The following is a 15,479-nucleotide window of genomic DNA, read 5'->3' as shown; positions in this document are numbered from 1 at the left end:
CATGAAAAAGTTCACCTTTATACTCGCCTTTCTGCTGCCTGTCTTGGCGGCGCCGCCGACATCGGCGGAGGACATCGACCTCTATGTGTTGCGTAACGGCGGCTCGGCCGGTTATCGCCCACAGCTGATGGTCATCTTCGACAACTCCGGCTCCATGTCCACTCAGTTGGACAGCGCCTATGACGAATACAATCCGTCCACGGTCTACGCCCCTGTGGATGCGGCGCACCAGTACCAGGACGACATCATCTATTACATCCCCAACGCCGAGTTGCCGGATGGCCTAACGGCGCCGCCCCTGGCCGACTTTGAGGCCAAGAAGCGCCGCTTCAATTACATCGAGGACGGCTGCTCCGCCAGCCTGGATCCCCTGAAGACGGTAGGCCGTTACTCCGGCGTCGTGAAGTATGTGCAGTACCAGGGTCGGTCAGGCCAATGGCTGCCTTTGCCGGACAACTCGGGCCTGGGCAACAAGCCGGTGGTTGACTGCCTGGACGACTTCATGAACGGCGACCAGACCAACGCTGCTGGCTACAACGCCGGTTGGCCCGCTTACAACCCGTCCAAGAACGGTGACCCTTACACCACCAATTTCTACATCAGCAATAACCGCGTCTACGGCGACAGCGATTTCTGGAACTTCTACCAGAACCGCAACGGCTTCACTCTTTTTACCGCCAATTACCTGCGTTACCTGGCCCAGATCCAGGCCGGCTGGCTGGACGGCCCCAAGTCACGCCTGGAGGTGGCCAAGGAGGCCGTTTCAGACATCGTCAATACCGCCCCCGGTGTGGATTTCGGCCTGACTGTCTTCAACTACAACAGTGACTGGTACGACTCCGGCGGCCGGGTGGTGCAGGCCATCAAGAAGCGCGACAACATGGTGGACTTCATAAACCAGGTCAACAGCCTCAACGCCGAGACCTGGACGCCCCTGTGCGAGACCACTTATGAAGTGATGCGCTACCTGAGCGGCCAGAGCGTCATTTTCGGCAACCGCGGCGGCAGTATGAAGCCCGCTAAGGATCCTACGGCGGAAGACGGTAACGGCAACTATGTGTCGCCCTTTACCACCTGCCAGGAAAAGATCTACGTGGTGCTGATCACCGACGGCGAGCCAACTCGTGATGCGGCGGCCGACACTGCCATCAAGGCCCTGCCCAATATCGGCAGTGCCTACACCTCCACCGCTGCAGATGGCACAACCACCACCACCATGCTGCCGGCTCTGGCGGGTTGGATGCACACCCAGGATCTGAACCCCAACCTGGCCGGCACCCAGACCATCGACATGTACACCATCGGCTTTGCCCTGGATGCAGGGGATAACGCCGAGCCGATATTGCAGGAAACGGCCAAACGCGGCGGCGGCCAGTACTTCTCGGCCAAGAAGGCCTCGGATCTGGCGGGCGCCCTGCAGAAGGTGTTGGCAGAGGTATCCACCAAGACCTCGGCCTTTACCTCGCCGTCCATAGCGGCCAATAACTTCGACCGGACCCGCTCCCTGGATTCCATCTACTACGCCATGTTCCTGCCCTCGGCCGGCCCGCGTTGGATTGGTAACATCAAGAAGTTACGGGTGACCAACAACGACGATATCGTCGACGTCAACGGCCTGTCGGCCATTACCGACTCGGGGGACATTAGCGACAGCGCCAAGACCTACTGGAGTTCGGTACAGGACGGTAACAACACGCGCGCCGGCGGTGTAAACCAGTATCTGGTGACCCAGGCCCAGGCCGGCACCCGCACCCTGCTGACCAATGCCAACGGCAGCCTCAAGCCCCTGACCAAGGCGACCCTGAACAGCATAGTGGCCAGTGATGACGCGCTGGCTACCGCCCTCAGCACCCCGAAAGAGGAAATAGTCAATACCTTGGACTGGCTGTACGGCGAGGATGTGGATGACGACGATCTGGATGGCAGTACCACCGACATCCGCGCCGACCTGATGGGCGACCCTCTGCACTCCAAGCCCTTGGCCATCAACTATGGCGGCGCCAACGGCGCCCATGACGTCCGGCTGTTGGTGGGCACCAACCAAGGGGCCCTGCACATGTTCCAGGACCTGGACAGCACAGCCAAAGAGGATTGGGCCTTCTTCCCCTATCAAGAGCTGCCCAAGGCTTATCAGCTCCGCCTCAATACCAATGGGGCTGCCAAGATCTACTCCATGGACGGCTCCCCGGTTGCCTACCTGCTGGACAACAACGACAACGGCATAGTGGAGCCTGCCAACGGTGACAAGGTCTGGACCTTCATCGGCCAACGCCGTGGCGGCCGGGCCTACTATGGCTTGGATATCAGCAGCCCAGACAGCCCCAGTTTCCTGTGGCGTATCGACAACAACAGCCCTGGCATGAGCGAGTTGGGCCAGACCTGGTCTACCCCTGTCGTGGCCCATATCCCGGGCCATACCGGCCCAGTGCTCATCTTCGGTGCTGGTTACGACGCCAGCACCGACAGTGCCGATGCCAGCACCGCCACCATGGGCAGGGGGATCTACATCATCGATGCCCATACCGGCGCCCTGGTGTGGAGTGCCACCCCGGCCGCTACCGGCGGCAGCAACCTGCATGTGGATTTCAAGGCGTCCTTCCCCAACAAGATTGGCACCCTGGACAGCGATGCCGACGGCCTGGTGGATAGGCTCTATGCCAGCGACACGGCTGGTAACATCTGGCGGGTGGACATGCCTTCGGCCACGCCCTTTGGCGGCAGCGACCCCTGGACCGTCTACCGGTTCGCCAGCCTGGGCGGCACCAACGCTACCGCCACCGATCGCCGCTTCTATGAAGCGCCGACCATAGTGCAAACCCAGTACACTCAGACGGTTACCGCTACCGTGACCAATCCCGATGGCAGCACCACCCAGCAGGTGACCACCCAGCCGTTGCCCTTCGACGCCGTCTTGCTGGGCACGGGCAAGCGGCCATCGCCCCTGAGTACAGACGTCTCCGATAAGCTGTTCATGCTGCGGGATACCAATATAGTGACGCACTCGGTGACGGCTGATACCACCCCAACGGCCATTGGTCTTGGAAACCTCTATGACATGAGCGGTCAGCCGTTCAGCAGCAGCATGACGGACGCCGAGCGCCAGACCCAGGAGTTGGCACTGGGCAGTGCCGAGGGGTGGTTCTTCAACCTGACCCACAGCGGTGAGAAATCCCTGGCGGCACCCCTGGTCATTGACGGCATCGCCTATTTCACCACCTTTACACCTCCCGGTGATGTGCCTGCCGATGCAAACAGCTGCCTGATCCCTGGCATGGGTCGTCTCTATGCCCTGGACCTGCATCATGGCTTCAATGCCTACAGTTGGGGTGTAGTGGAGATCCCTGGCAAGTTGCCCGATACGCCAGTGGTCCATGCCGGCCAGGACGAAAAAGGCAACAGCGTGATCCGTATCATCGGTGTTGGCAGGGTGAGTACCGGCGGCAGTGACGGTGCGAGCAAGCCAACGTTGCCGATCAACGTGTCCATGAATGCCGACCGTATCTACTACTACGTGAGTGAAAAATGAAGTCCGCCAATAGAGGCTTTACCCTGATCGAGTTGATGGTGACCGTAGCTGTGGTCGCCATCCTCGCCGCTATCGCCTACCCGGCCTACACCAGCTACCTGGCCAAGGGGAACAGGTCCGAGGCCCTGACAGAACTGATGCGTCTGGCCGGCATTGAGGAACAGTACAGACTCGATCACCGTACCTATACCGCCGACCTCACCAAAGTCGGGGGCAGTGCCAGCAGCTACACAGTGGCCAAAGGGACCTTCACCATATCGGCTTCCGCTGCCCGTGATACCTTGACACTGACCGCTACGGCGTCAAGCGGTCAGCAACAAAAGGACGGCAGTTGCGCCGTGCTTTCTATCGATGAGACTGGCCATAAAGCGGCCAAAGACAGCAGTGGAGGGGTTAGCGATGCGTGTTGGTAACTCTTGGCCGATACTGGCCCTTTTCCTGGCCGCGGGGGCCCTGGCAAAGAATGTCGAGTACAAGTGTTTCCTGGAAATGGGCGGTGCCAAGCCCGCCATAGTTCACTTTGTCCTGGACCAGGAGAAGGCCAAAAACCTGGCCTACAGCCTTCCTTACACCCGGTTGCACCTTAAGGGGGAGCCCATGGTGACCAAGGTCCACGAATGTGTGGCGGCCGACAGCGCTTTTTCCAGCGCTGCCGCCCGCAAATTGGAACAGCAACAGCCCCGCTAATTGCACTTCAGGGCGTTGCCGTTTCGGTCTTCCTTAGTTCCATCATGGTCGCTGTCCTCGGCGACCCGGCTACGCCCTGAAGCCTCTACTATGACGCCACTGTAAAGGCTGGCGTCGTTCCCATCACAAAGCACTATTGTCCCGGCTGAAGAGGCCAGTATGCCGTCTGCGGCATAACGGACACTGTTCTGGCTAAAGACCCGCTGTGCCGAAGAAGCCTCCAGTGTTGCCAGCACTTCTTCACCGCTGTCCTGGTCGCCGTTGCCATTGCTGTCGACAAAGACGCTCAACTGCCCCTGCCAGTTCGAGCCGCATTTGCCACTCGTAAGAGGGCAAACGACCACTGGCAGCTGATAATTGAGCGCATGATGACGCGCCGTTACCAGCAGAGATTGGATCTCGCTGGCTTGGGTGCTCAGGCTGTTATCTTTGAAAAAACGTGTTAACGACGGATAACTGATGGTGATCAGTATGGCGGCTACCGCCAAGGTGACCATCAGTTCCACCAAGGTAAACCCTCTTTCCCTCATGAGTGCCTCTCTTTATTGGATTATGGCTATCCCATGCTAACAAAAGATGGGGCATTCCTCAGTTATTCCAGCAGCTTGCCGGGGTTTTATTGTCGTTGTGATCCAAGGTCAGGCTGGTGCAGCCAGTATCGCTGGTTTGGGAGCCGGTAGCGGTGGCGGTGAAGGTATAGGTGCTGGCGGTGACATTGCTGATGGCAAAGTTGTAATAGCTGTTGCTCACTCCCCCCAGGTCGGAGAGGGATGAAGCAAAGGTATTGTGCTTGATCCTGTAGCTTTCCTGGGACAGTTGCAGCTTCAGCAAATCCCCCTCGGCATCGCTCCTGCGGCTCTGCAATACATAGTGCTGGTAGCTGGGGTAGGCGATGGTCACCAGTATCGCCAGTATTGCGATGACTATCATAAGTTCTAGCAAGGTCACACCGCGCATTTCTTTCATCAGGTCCCCTTGGAGGCTTGACTATACTCAGACCAAAACTATAGGCCACAACCGGGGGACGAGCGGTGCTGGGCTCATTAAAACAAAGGGGTTATACCTTGCTTGAGTTGATGGTGACAGTGGCGCTGGTAAGCATACTGGCAGGTATCGCTGTTCCTTCTTTCAAGAGTGTCATCAAGGAAAGGCAGCTCTATCAGGCGGCGGAGGCCATACGTACCCAGGTCCTGTTGGGGCAGAGCGAGTCTGTCCGGCTTAACCAGAATATTCGTTTTTTCCTTTCTTCCACCAATGGCTGGTGTGCTGGTGTTACCTCCAGGACCATCACCAGTGGCAATGATTGTGACTGTGCGGCTCTGGACAGTGGGGCCAGTTCTGGGCAATGCACCTTTTCTGCCAGCAACCTGACCAGGGCGGTCAAAGACGACGACTTTGACTTGGTCAATGTCACCTCCACTTTTGATGACAACATCCTTGTGCTGCAGGCCCGGAATCGCGGCGTAGTCAATTTGTCAGGTGGTAGCAACAACGGCCACTTCAGTATTACTCCCAAGGGTGAAAGCACAGGTTATTGCGTTATCGTCTCTCGCCTTGGCCGGGTGCGGACTTGTCCCCAGACCAACGGAGTCTGTTCATCATGTTGACCGGAAGAGACCGCCAGCGAGGCATGACCCTTATTGAATTGATGGTGTCCATGGGGCTGGGGCTGGTGGTGATACTGGCGGCGACTACCCTCTTTTCTGCCACTGTGGGGGCCAGCTCGGTGTCGACCCGAATGACGGTACTGCGTAGTGACCTCAACGCCATCGCCAACATGATCGCCTCTGACGTCAGACGGTCCGGTTATACCTCGGCGGCCACCGATGCTTTCGGTAAGGCGGCTTGTACCAGCAACTATGAAACCAATTGCCCCTTTACCTTCAAGCCCAGCAGAGACCTCTCGGCCGACGGACATTGCATCATCGCCCGTATGGACGCCAACGACGATGGCGTCTTCGATTCCAGCGATACCAATGAGGTCAGGGGTTATGTGTTCGATAACGGCACTATCTATTTCATTACCAGTTGGACAGGAACCCCCAGCTGTGATGGCACCTACACCCGTGAATCCCTGTCCTGGGCTTCTGACCTGACGGTAACAGACCTCACATTTACCTATGTGTCGGGTGCATCAGGTACCGGGATCCGATCCATCGATATCGCCATCAGCGGCACCAATGGCACTTCGCCGGATTTGAAGATGTCGCTGACCCAGGAAGTGAGGCTGCGCAATGACGACATCTGAACGCGGTTTTGTCACCCTCACCGTCACCCTGTTGGTCATGATCATGGCCATTTCCGTTGCCGTCTTTACGACGCGCAACAAGGTGACGGAGAACCGTATCCAACTCAACGAAGTCAGGCATGAGCAGGCTTTCGAGGCCGCGGAGAGCGGCCTCGAGTATGCGGTTTCCCAGATCCACAAAAACCCGCAAGGTAGTTTGAGCTTCACCTTGACCAACGCCCAGGTAGCGGGGGCCCAGACCACCTTCACCACCACCTCGGTTGAAGATGCTGTGGCTTTTACCAACTCATCAGGCCAGGCGGTGATCTATTCCGTCGCCAGGGTATCCTCCACCGGCACCTCCCAGGATGGCTCCACCACCGAGACCCATCGCCAGACCCTGGTGGTGACACCCGTGGTCAAGACCGGCCCCTCAGCACCGCTGACGGTGGGGGGCAGCATGACGGTGGGCGGCTCCTTTAGCGTGGCAGCCAACCCTAACGGCGGTGGCCGGGGGGTACCGGTATCCATCTGGATGAGCACGCCTGTTGATCTGTCAGGTAATGTCATGACCTGCGGCCAGCAGGAATTCAGTGGGGGGAACTGCTCCAGCGCCGTCTATTCCGGGAAGGACAGCCCAGGTATCGATATAGTGGATAACGACCCCAGTTTCCCTTCCGATCTCTTTGCCTTTACTTTCGGCATCGACAGCAGCAACTGGCGGGATCTTGAGAGTGATGCCAACTACATCTTCAACGACTGCTCTTCCCTGACCGGCAGCGAGGCAGGTCTTATCATCATCGAGGGAAACTGCGACCTCAAGGCCAGCTTGGGCAGCGAAAGCGCTCCCGTGCTGCTTCTGGTGGTGGACGGCGATTTGACCATGAATGCAAGCTACTCCTTCCATGGCGTTGTCTTCAGCTTCCATACGGCACCGTCAGTCAGTACCAAGTTCAAAGCCAACGGTACGGCCGAGGTCGATGGCAGCATCATCGCCAACCATGATGTGGATATCACCAGCGGTACCTTTGGTGTGCGCTCTGAAGAGTTGGGCACCGGCGGGGGGAACCCGTTTCAAAAGATCAAGCGCGTATGGCGGCTTCCCGGCAGTTGGAGGGACTGGTAATGAAAGCCTTTTCTAAAAGATGGCTGGGCTTTGGCCTGATCGAAGTGATGGTGGCCATCGCCGTTATCGGTATTGGGGTCACCGGCATGATGGTGCTCCAGAAAACCCTGTTGCGCTCCAGCAATGAGAGCCTCTATCGCAACGTGGCAATGGAGCTGGCCAAGGCCAAGATGGAGTCCTTCAGGGATTTCGATGATGCCATAGGGGGCACTTCCAACTACGTGGATATCGTTACCGGCAGCGACAGCGTTACCGTCAGTGGCCAGGCCTACAGCCGTAACTGGAACGTCAACGATCTCTATTACGACGACAGTACGGGGAGCTGGTCCACCACGGCCCCCGCGGGGGCGCCATATTCAGATCAGAAACTTGTCGCCATCACCGTCAGTTGGACCAGCCCCGACGGCACCGACACCGTTACCCTTAACGGCTCCATTTCTTCAAACTCCACTGCGGATCAGAAGAAAGGCCTGGATCCTATAGTATCCACTGATGGTCCAGTGGTCAGCTACACCCCTGGCCAGGCCCCTGACGTCATTGCCCTGGATCTCAACACGGGCGGTGACGGCATCAAGAGGGAAAGCAGCAAGCCTGTTCCCGACATCATCAAGCAGGGCAACAGCACCCTGGTGAAGTTTGACACCGTCACCTACAAACCGGACAAGACCACCCTTATCCGGGAGGATTTTGCCACCATCAACTGTCAATGCAGCCTGGATGCGACCACGGGCCAAGGCTATACGCCTTTCCTGTCCAAGCCGGACTTTAACGACAGCGGAGAGGTCAACGAATATCAGGTGGTGGTGAAAGACGGTTCATTGCTGGATAAACAGACAGGCTCTCCTTCCAGCAACAATGCCGCCAGTTACTGCACCATGTGTTGCAATGACCACTTCGACAGCAGTGATACCAGCTATCCGCTCTTCGATCCTGATCGGGCCACCACCCCCCATGAGCACTTTCTTTTTGACAACAGCAGCTATAACACTTTCACCGATGCCGGCGGCCTGGATACCGTGAATTTCACGAAAGCACAATCGGCGGGAGCCGACTATCTGGAGGCCTGTCGCCTGCTGCGGGTGGACGGTTATTACAGGGTCATGCAGGACTGGCGCCTCATCGACATCATCCTGATGCGAAAAGATTGGCTGGATGAAAGTGCCAACCAGGCGGCGTACCGAGCCTACGTTTTGGCCAAGGTCAAGGACGCCATCATGGGCACCACTGCCGCCGACAAGAGCGCCCTGCGGGACATATCTTCCCCCTCCGAGGCACTCAAGATCGATAACACAGGTGCGACCCAACTGATGGCGAGGGGGATTTATCTGGATCACCTGGATGTGGACGACTTGGCCCGGGTCCAGGCGTTGATCAACGGAGGCGACAGCCAATGGCCGGCCCTGGTGCCCTTTTATGACGTCAACCTGACCCTCCTTGCCGACTGGCAGGTGGGAGCCGGCAGCACTGGCCTGAGCGTCTCCAGCGAGGCCATCAAGACCCTGGACCCGGACCCCTCAAGCGATTATTACGGTACCTACAGCCGAGGCCTGTTGACTGTCTCCAGTGGTGCCAGCGGCTCAGTAGCGGTCAGGGCCCGCCTGGGTAACACCGGTGTTACGGGCTCGCTGCCCACGGATAAAGACGATGGCAACCAGTATTTGGAGGACAGCCTTGCCATCACTGTCACCGGAAGCGGTGCTGCAGTCACCGGAAACCTGAACTGCCTGACCAAGAACGGCGCAGCCTGCAGCAGCAATACCGTGGAGAGCACGACCATCACGGTAACCAAGTCCGACGCCACCGTGGATAGCAGCATCAGTTGCGTCGTGACATCGCCTGGCGGTGCTGGTACCCCGACCTACAACTGCTCCGGTTTCCCCGATGGTTGGTCCGGTACCTTGAGTTTCAGCTATTCAGGCTCCGGTGGCACCACCTTCGTCTACTACCCGGTTACCGGGGTGTCGGTCACTGTCAGCGGTATCACGGCCACCACCGTTCCATCTGATGGTTGCGTCTTGATGCAGGCCAGCACCTTGTCTGCACCGACCTCTGGTTGTGGCTATGTTGCCCCCTGAAGGACGGCGACGTTATGCTAGGCGCCATCGATAACGAGAGCTGCGGTCAACGGACATGAAGAAAATTGAGGCCATCATCAAACCCTTCAAGCTGGACGACGTCAGGGAGGCACTGGCGGAGGTAGGGGTCAACGGTATGACGGTCAGTGAGGTCAAAGGCTTCGGGCGCCAGAAGGGCCATACCGAGCTGTACCGGGGGGCCGAGTACATGGTGGACTTCCTGCCCAAGGTGAAGTTGGAACTCATAGTGCAGGATGAAGATCTCGAGCGTTGCATCGACGCCATCATGCAGACGGCCCAGACAGGCAAGATTGGCGATGGCAAGATCTTCGTCACCGATGTGCAGCGCGTGATACGCATCCGCACCGGCGAAGAAAACGAAGAAGCCATCTGAAATAAAAAAAGCGGCCATCAGGCCGCTTTTTTTGTCATTGCACCAGGGCGCTGTCCGGGTAATTTTCCTTAAGCACCGCCAGGGCATGGGCCTTGAGTTCATCTATGCCCAACTTGTCGTAACAGTCGACCAGCAACTCAAGGGCCTTCTCCTGGGCCTTGGTTCCCTCGTAATTGTCCACCACTGTCTGGGCCCTGTTGGCTGCGGCAACCCAGGCTTTGCGCTTGACGTAGTAGCGGGCCACTGCCAACTCGTAGTTGGCCAGGCGGTTCTTCAGGAACACCATGCGCTGGCTAGCGTCGGCCGCATACTTGGAGTTGGGGAAGCGCTTGATCAAGTTGGCAAAATCTTCAAACGCCTGGCGGGAGCTGGAAGGATCCTTGTCGGTCCTGTCCACCCACAGCAGTTCCTGGAAGAAGTTGCTGTCCATGGCCATGTGGTTCAGGCCACGCATGTAGTAGGCATAGTCCAGGTCGGTATGCTGGGGGTTCAGCTTGGTGAAACGGTCGATAGTGGAAATGGCTGAGGCGTAGTCCCCTTGCTTGTAGTAGGCATACATCATGTCCAGTTGGACCTGATGCGAGTAGGGGCCGAAGGGGTAGCGGGAGTCCAGGCCTTCCAGCAGCTCTGTGGCTTTCTTGTAGTTGCCTTGGGTCAGGGCAGTCTGGGCCTGTTCGAAACTCTTCTGCGGCGAGTTTTGCATCGCCTTCTCTTCCTTGCTGCTACTTGCGCAGCCGCCGAGGGTCAGGCCCAGGGCCAAAAGCAGGGTGAGGCAGCGTCCTTTTTTTGTCATCATTCGTGGTTCTTTCCCGTACCTTGATTCGAAGCCACTGTGTTCAGTGCCAAAGGGGAGTAAACTATGTCTTTTGGCGCATTCTAACCCAGTACCCTGTCTTGTCACAGGGGCGACAACGAGTCTTCTATGCGTGAAGTGATTGAGTTATCGGCCAAGGCGGGTGTCGAACACCTTGGCCAACGCTTGGATCAGGTTTTGGCTGATTTGTTCCCCGACCATTCCCGATCCAGGCTGAAAGAGTGGATTTTAGCGGGCCATGTCACAGTGGATGGCCAAGTGGTCGACAAGCCCAGGCAGAAGCTGATGGGCATGGAGGCCATTGAAGTCCAAGCCGAAGTGGAAGCCGACGAGCGCTTCAAGGCCGAGGCCATCGACCTCGATATCGTCTATGAAGATGAGCACATACTGGTGATCAACAAGGCTGCCGGCCTGGTGGTTCACCCCGGTGCCGGTAATGCCGATGGCACCCTGCTCAATGCCCTGTTGCACCACTGCCCCGAGATAGCCATAGTGCCCCGGGCCGGCATAGTGCATCGTCTGGACAAGGACACCACAGGTTTGATGGTGGTGGCCAAGACACTGGCAGCCCAGACACATTTGGTGGAAAAGCTGCAGGCCAGGGACATCACCCGTGAATACGAGGCCCTGGCCATAGGGGTGATGACGGCCGGCGGCACTGTCGATGCCCCCATAGGCCGCCACCCCACCAAACGTACCCACATGGCGGTGGTTCGCGACGGTAAGCCGGCCGTCACCCATTACCGGGTAGCGGAGAAGTTTCGTCTCCATACCCGCCTGCGCCTGCGCCTGGAGTCGGGCCGTACCCACCAGATCAGGGTGCATATGGCCCATATCGGCCACCCCTTAGTAGGGGATCCTCTCTACGGCGGCCGCAGCCGCCTGCTCAAGGGGGCTGATCCCGACACCCAGGAGATCCTGCGCCAGTTCCCACGTCAGGCCCTCCATGCCGCCAAGCTGATCTTGGAGCACCCGGTCACCGGCGAGGAGATGTGCTGGGAAGCCCCCATCCCTGACGACATGCTGGGGCTTTACGACCTGCTGCGCGACGACATGGCGCGTCATGGCGGTTAATGCCATCGAAGGCGTCTTCCCTGCCGGGGTTGCCGCCTTCTATACCGACAGGTTGGGCGGCGTCAGCCAGGGGCCATACCAAGGCTTCAACCTGGGGCTGCATGTCGGTGATGTCCCTTCCCGGGTCCATTACAACAGGGCCTTGTTGTCCCTAGATATAGGCATTGGCCAAGAGCCTGCCTGGCTGAATCAGATTCATGGTGACCAGGTACAGCTTTTGCCAGGCCCTGTTCTGGATGGCGCCGATGCCGCCGTGACCCGCATCCCGGGCCAGCCGTTGGCTATCATGACCGCAGATTGCCTGCCGGCGCTTTTTGCCAGCAAGGACGGCGCTGTGGTTGGTGCCGCCCACGCCGGTTGGCGAGGCCTGGCCGGCGGGGTCTTGGAGGCCACAGTGGCCGCTATGGGCGTCCCTGCAACAGAGCTCATTGCCTGGTTGGGCCCTTGTATAGGCCCCAATGCCTTCGAGGTGGGCCCCGAGGTCAGGGAGGCTTTCTTAAGCCAGGTCGAGTCCGATGGTGCGGCTTTCCAGCCAAAGGCCGGGGGGAAATACCTGGCCGATCTTCAGCAATTGGCAGCAAACCGCCTCAAGCGCCTCGGTGTCACTGCCATATATAAAGATCCTGCCTGTACCTTTGCAGAGGCGGAGCGATTCTTCTCTTACCGCCGAGACGGCCAGACCGGTCGCATGGCTTTCATGATCTTGCGCAACACCTGACTTGAAAGTTCGGGGCTAAGCTCCCACATAAAAGGCATCTGAACAATTTAGGAGGCCCAGATGCACCCCGAACGCTTTACCAGTAAATTTCAGCTGGCTTTGTCCGATGCGCAGTCACTGGCTCTGGGCCGTGACAACCAGTTCATCGAGCCCGCCCACCTGATGATGGCGCTGCTCAATCAGGACAGCAGCGTGGTCAAGCCACTGTTCTCCCAGAACAAGGTGGACTTCAACCGCTTCCGTTCCGAGCTGGGGCAGATCCTGGAGCGCTTCCCGCAGGTTGAAGGAACAGGTGGTGAGGTCCAAGTCTCCCGCGCCCTGGCCAACCTCCTTAACCTCTGCGACAAGCTGGCCCAGAAGCGCAAGGACAAGTTCATTTCCTCCGAGCTCTTTATCCTGGCAGCCTTGGATGACCAGGGTGAATTGGGTGAATTGCTGCGCAAACACAACTTGACCAAGCCCAAGGTGGAGCAGTCCATCGAGTTGCTGAGGGGCGGCCAGAAGGTGGACGATCCCAATGCCGAGGATACCCGTCAGGCTCTGGAACGTTACACCATAGACCTCACTGAGCGAGCAGAGCAGGGCAAGCTGGATCCCGTCATCGGGCGCGATGAAGAGATCCGCCGTACCATCCAAGTATTGCAACGCCGTACCAAGAACAACCCTGTCTTGATCGGCGAACCTGGCGTCGGCAAGACCGCCATAGTCGAAGGCCTGGCCCAGCGCATCATCAATGGCGAAGTGCCTGAGGGTCTCAAGAGCAAGCGAGTGCTGTCACTGGACTTGGGGGCCCTGCTGGCCGGCGCCAAGTACCGGGGCGAGTTCGAAGAGCGCCTCAAGGCGCTGCTCAACGAGCTGGCCAAGGAAGAAGGGCAGATAATCCTCTTCATCGACGAGCTACATACCATGGTCGGGGCCGGTAAGGCCGATGGCGCCATGGACGCCGGCAACATGCTCAAACCCGCCCTGGCCCGCGGCGAGTTGCACTGTGTCGGCGCCACCACCCTGGATGAATACCGCCAGTACATAGAGAAAGACGCGGCTTTGGAGCGCCGCTTCCAGAAAGTGATGGTGGAAGAGCCCAGCGTCGAGGACACCATCGCGATACTGCGCGGCCTCAAGGAGCGTTATGAACTGCACCACAGCGTCGAGATCACCGATCCGGCCATAGTGGCGGCGGCCACCTTGTCTCATCGTTACATCAGTGACCGGCAGCTGCCCGACAAGGCCATCGACCTTATCGACGAGGCTGCCTCCAGCATCCGCATGCAGATCGATTCCAAACCGGAAGAACTGGATCGCCTGGAAAGGCGCATGATCCAGCTGAAGTTGGAGCGCCAGGCGCTCACCAAGGAACCCGACGAAGCCTCCAAGAAGCGCCTGAACCTGCTGGAAGAGGAACTGGCGGATCTGGACGCCCGCTTCGAGGAACTGGAAGAGGTCTGGAAGGCGGAGAAAGCCGCGCTTTCGGGCACCCAGCAGATCAAGGCGCAGTTGGAAGAAGCCCGCCAGGAGCTGGAGATCGCTCGGCGCGCCGCCAACTACGAACGCATGTCCGAACTCCAGTACGGCCGCATACCGGAACTGGAAAAGCAGTTGGACCTGGCTGCCGCCGCCGAGATGCAGGAGATGAAACTGCTCAAGCACAAGGTCACGGATGGCGAGATAGCGGAGGTGGTGTCGCGCTGGACCGGCATCCCCGTGGCCAAGATGCTGGAAGGCGAGCGGGAAAAGCTGCTGCAGATGGAGGACAACCTCCATAAGCGGGTGGTGGGCCAGGAAGAAGCTGTCAGTGCCGTGGCCAATGCCATCCGCCGCAGCAGGGCAGGGCTCTCTGATCCCCGCCGTCCCATAGGTTCCTTCCTGTTCTTGGGGCCCACCGGTGTCGGTAAGACCGAGCTGTGCAAAGCCTTGGCACAGTTCCTGTTCGATACCGAGGAAGCCATGGTGCGCCTCGACATGTCCGAGTTCATGGAAAAACATGCCGTTTCCCGATTGGTTGGGGCCCCTCCTGGTTATGTCGGCTATGAAGAGGGGGGTTACCTGACCGAGGCGGTGCGTCGCCATCCCTACTCGGTGATCCTGTTGGACGAAGTGGAAAAGGCCCACCCGGATGTCTTCAACATACTGCTGCAGGTGCTGGACGATGGCCGTTTGACCGACAGCCAGGGGCGCACCGTCGATTTCCGCAACACCGTGGTGATCATGACGTCCAACCTGGGCTCGGATCGCATTCAGGAGCATGCGGGCAAGGAAGACTATGAGGTGATGAAGGCCATGGTGATGGACGTGGTGGCGCACCATTTCCGCCCGGAGTTCATCAACCGCATCGACGAAACCGTGGTCTTCCACCCCTTGAGCAACCAGGTTATCCGTCAGATAGCCGATATCCAGTTGGCCAGCCTCAAGCAGCGCCTGGCCGAGCGGGATTACCAACTGGCCCTGACCGATGCGGCCCTGGATCTGCTGGCGGAAGCGGGTTTCGATCCCCTGTTTGGGGCAAGACCTCTGAAGAGAGCCATCCAAAACCGGCTGGAGAACCCCCTGGCCAACCAGATCCTCAAAGGGGAACTGCTACCTGACAAGCTTATCAAGGTGGATGCTGACGCTGGAGAGCTCAGCATCAGCCAATAACGAAGAAGCCGACCACTGGGGTCGGCTTCTCTTTACTGTTTGCAGGCATCCTTTATCTGCTGCTGGTACTGCTTCACCTGTGCGGCTTTGTCCTCGTCGGATAGCAGGTGGTACTCCCCTTTCTCATCCACCATCCTGACTCTATCGAAGGTGGTCAGGGTCTTGAGGTTTTCCCTGGCCCTGTCACAGGCTTCTTTTAGCTGA

At 58.5% G+C, this 15,479-nt stretch carries 15 protein-coding genes (1 of these 15 running past the window's edge); 11 read left to right on the top strand and 4 right to left on the bottom strand.

The window, feature by feature from the left end; all coding sequences use genetic code 11:
• Position 1: 1 nt before the first annotated feature.
• Genes PVT67_RS15010 through PVT67_RS15000 form a run of 3 tightly spaced genes read left to right on the top strand, consistent with a single transcriptional unit; the run spans position 2 to position 4,213 of the window.
• Positions 2-3,526 (top strand): pilus assembly protein, encoded by a 3,525-nt coding sequence (locus tag PVT67_RS15010; RefSeq protein WP_301494941.1) that lies wholly within the window; start codon positions 2-4, stop codon positions 3,524-3,526.
• Positions 3,523-3,939: a type IV pilin protein gene (locus PVT67_RS15005; protein ID WP_301494939.1), complete on the top strand. Its 417-nt coding sequence runs from the start codon at positions 3,523-3,525 to the stop codon at positions 3,937-3,939. The genes PVT67_RS15010 and PVT67_RS15005 overlap by 4 nt, the downstream gene beginning before the upstream one ends.
• Positions 3,926-4,213: a TapY2 family type IVa secretion system protein gene (locus PVT67_RS15000; protein ID WP_301494937.1), complete on the top strand. Its 288-nt coding sequence runs from the start codon at positions 3,926-3,928 to the stop codon at positions 4,211-4,213. The genes PVT67_RS15005 and PVT67_RS15000 overlap by 14 nt, the downstream gene beginning before the upstream one ends.
• On the opposite strand, the gene PVT67_RS14995 is transcribed toward PVT67_RS15000, so the two are convergent.
• Positions 4,210-4,719: a GspH/FimT family pseudopilin gene (locus PVT67_RS14995; protein ID WP_301499718.1), complete on the bottom strand. Its 510-nt coding sequence runs from the start codon at positions 4,717-4,719 to the stop codon at positions 4,210-4,212. The genes PVT67_RS15000 and PVT67_RS14995 overlap by 4 nt on opposite strands.
• Before the next feature lie 82 nt (positions 4,720-4,801).
• Complete coding sequence (locus PVT67_RS14990; protein ID WP_301494935.1) at positions 4,802-5,143, bottom strand: type IV pilin protein; 342 nt, start codon at positions 5,141-5,143, stop codon at positions 4,802-4,804.
• 134 nt (positions 5,144-5,277) lie between these two features.
• Here PVT67_RS14990 and PVT67_RS14985 point away from each other — a divergent pair, with 134 nt between their 5' ends.
• The 5 genes from PVT67_RS14985 to glnB are packed head-to-tail and all read left to right on the top strand — an operon-like array spanning position 5,278 to position 10,035.
• Positions 5,278-5,820 (top strand): GspH/FimT family pseudopilin, encoded by a 543-nt coding sequence (locus PVT67_RS14985; protein WP_301494933.1) that lies wholly within the window; start codon positions 5,278-5,280, stop codon positions 5,818-5,820.
• Positions 5,814-6,461, top strand: a complete 648-nt coding sequence (locus PVT67_RS14980; RefSeq protein ID WP_301494931.1) for a prepilin-type N-terminal cleavage/methylation domain-containing protein — start codon at positions 5,814-5,816, stop codon at positions 6,459-6,461. Before PVT67_RS14985 ends, PVT67_RS14980 begins: the two co-directional genes overlap by 7 nt.
• Positions 6,448-7,566, top strand: coding sequence for a pilus assembly PilX family protein (locus PVT67_RS14975; protein ID WP_301494929.1), 1,119 nt, complete (start codon positions 6,448-6,450; stop codon positions 7,564-7,566). The genes PVT67_RS14980 and PVT67_RS14975 overlap by 14 nt, the downstream gene beginning before the upstream one ends.
• Positions 7,566-9,641 (top strand): type IV pilus modification PilV family protein, encoded by a 2,076-nt coding sequence (locus tag PVT67_RS14970; RefSeq protein WP_301494927.1) that lies wholly within the window; start codon positions 7,566-7,568, stop codon positions 9,639-9,641. The genes PVT67_RS14975 and PVT67_RS14970 overlap by 1 nt, the downstream gene beginning before the upstream one ends.
• 55 nt (positions 9,642-9,696) lie before the next feature.
• On the top strand, positions 9,697-10,035 hold the full coding sequence (gene glnB / locus PVT67_RS14965) for a nitrogen regulatory protein P-II (protein WP_301494925.1): 339 nt from the start codon (positions 9,697-9,699) through the stop codon (positions 10,033-10,035).
• Positions 10,036-10,069: 34 nt separating this feature from the next.
• Here the strand turns inward: glnB and PVT67_RS14960 are convergent, their stop codons facing one another.
• The gene (locus PVT67_RS14960; protein ID WP_301494922.1) at positions 10,070-10,831 is read right to left on the bottom strand and encodes an outer membrane protein assembly factor BamD; all 762 of its coding nucleotides are present in this window, start codon (positions 10,829-10,831) and stop codon (positions 10,070-10,072) included.
• A gap of 126 nt (positions 10,832-10,957) precedes the next feature.
• On the opposite strand from PVT67_RS14960, the gene rluD reads away from it, so the two are divergent.
• Genes rluD through clpB form a run of 3 tightly spaced genes read left to right on the top strand, consistent with a single transcriptional unit; the run spans position 10,958 to position 15,275 of the window.
• Positions 10,958-11,923 carry a 23S rRNA pseudouridine(1911/1915/1917) synthase RluD gene (rluD, locus tag PVT67_RS14955; RefSeq protein WP_301494920.1) on the top strand — a complete coding sequence of 322 codons (966 nt, stop codon included), beginning with the start codon at positions 10,958-10,960 and terminating at the stop codon, positions 11,921-11,923.
• Complete coding sequence (gene pgeF / locus PVT67_RS14950) at positions 11,913-12,641, top strand: peptidoglycan editing factor PgeF (protein ID WP_301494918.1); 729 nt, start codon at positions 11,913-11,915, stop codon at positions 12,639-12,641. Before rluD ends, pgeF begins: the two co-directional genes overlap by 11 nt.
• 60 nt (positions 12,642-12,701) lie before the next feature.
• Positions 12,702-15,275, top strand: a complete 2,574-nt coding sequence (clpB, locus tag PVT67_RS14945; protein WP_301494915.1) for an ATP-dependent chaperone ClpB — start codon at positions 12,702-12,704, stop codon at positions 15,273-15,275.
• 32 nt (positions 15,276-15,307) lie between these two features.
• Here clpB and PVT67_RS14940 read toward each other — a convergent pair whose 3' ends face one another.
• Positions 15,308-15,479: the 3' portion of a DUF4124 domain-containing protein gene (locus PVT67_RS14940; RefSeq protein WP_301494913.1), read on the bottom strand. It continues 266 nt past the right edge of the window; the window shows 172 of its 438 coding nt (coding positions 267-438); its start codon lies off the right edge, out of view; the stop codon is at positions 15,308-15,310.

Source organism: Gallaecimonas kandeliae (assembly GCF_030450055.1).
Classification (GTDB): domain Bacteria; phylum Pseudomonadota; class Gammaproteobacteria; order Enterobacterales; family Gallaecimonadaceae; genus Gallaecimonas; species Gallaecimonas kandeliae.
The sequence above is the reverse complement of the archived record's forward strand: the minus strand, read 5'-3'. Positions and strand labels throughout refer to the sequence as shown.

Bases quoted from the DNA above. Each gene is read 5' to 3' on its own strand.
- PVT67_RS15010 (WP_301494941.1), top strand. From the start codon at position 2: ATGAAAAAGTTCACCTTTATACTCGCCTTTCTGCTGCCTGTCTTGGCG.
- PVT67_RS15005 (WP_301494939.1), top strand. From the start codon at position 3,523: ATGAAGTCCGCCAATAGAGGCTTTACCCTGATCGAGTTGATGGTGACC.
- PVT67_RS15000 (WP_301494937.1), top strand. From the start codon at position 3,926: ATGCGTGTTGGTAACTCTTGGCCGATACTGGCCCTTTTCCTGGCCGCG.
- PVT67_RS14990 (WP_301494935.1), bottom strand. From the start codon at position 5,143: ATGATAGTCATCGCAATACTGGCGATACTGGTGACCATCGCCTACCCC.
- PVT67_RS14980 (WP_301494931.1), top strand. From the start codon at position 5,814: ATGTTGACCGGAAGAGACCGCCAGCGAGGCATGACCCTTATTGAATTG.
- PVT67_RS14975 (WP_301494929.1), top strand. From the start codon at position 6,448: ATGACGACATCTGAACGCGGTTTTGTCACCCTCACCGTCACCCTGTTG.
- PVT67_RS14970 (WP_301494927.1), top strand. From the start codon at position 7,566: ATGAAAGCCTTTTCTAAAAGATGGCTGGGCTTTGGCCTGATCGAAGTG.
- glnB (WP_301494925.1), top strand. From the start codon at position 9,697: ATGAAGAAAATTGAGGCCATCATCAAACCCTTCAAGCTGGACGACGTC.
- PVT67_RS14960 (WP_301494922.1), bottom strand. From the start codon at position 10,831: ATGATGACAAAAAAAGGACGCTGCCTCACCCTGCTTTTGGCCCTGGGC.
- rluD (WP_301494920.1), top strand. From the start codon at position 10,958: ATGCGTGAAGTGATTGAGTTATCGGCCAAGGCGGGTGTCGAACACCTT.
- pgeF (WP_301494918.1), top strand. From the start codon at position 11,913: ATGGCGGTTAATGCCATCGAAGGCGTCTTCCCTGCCGGGGTTGCCGCC.
- clpB (WP_301494915.1), top strand. From the start codon at position 12,702: ATGCACCCCGAACGCTTTACCAGTAAATTTCAGCTGGCTTTGTCCGAT.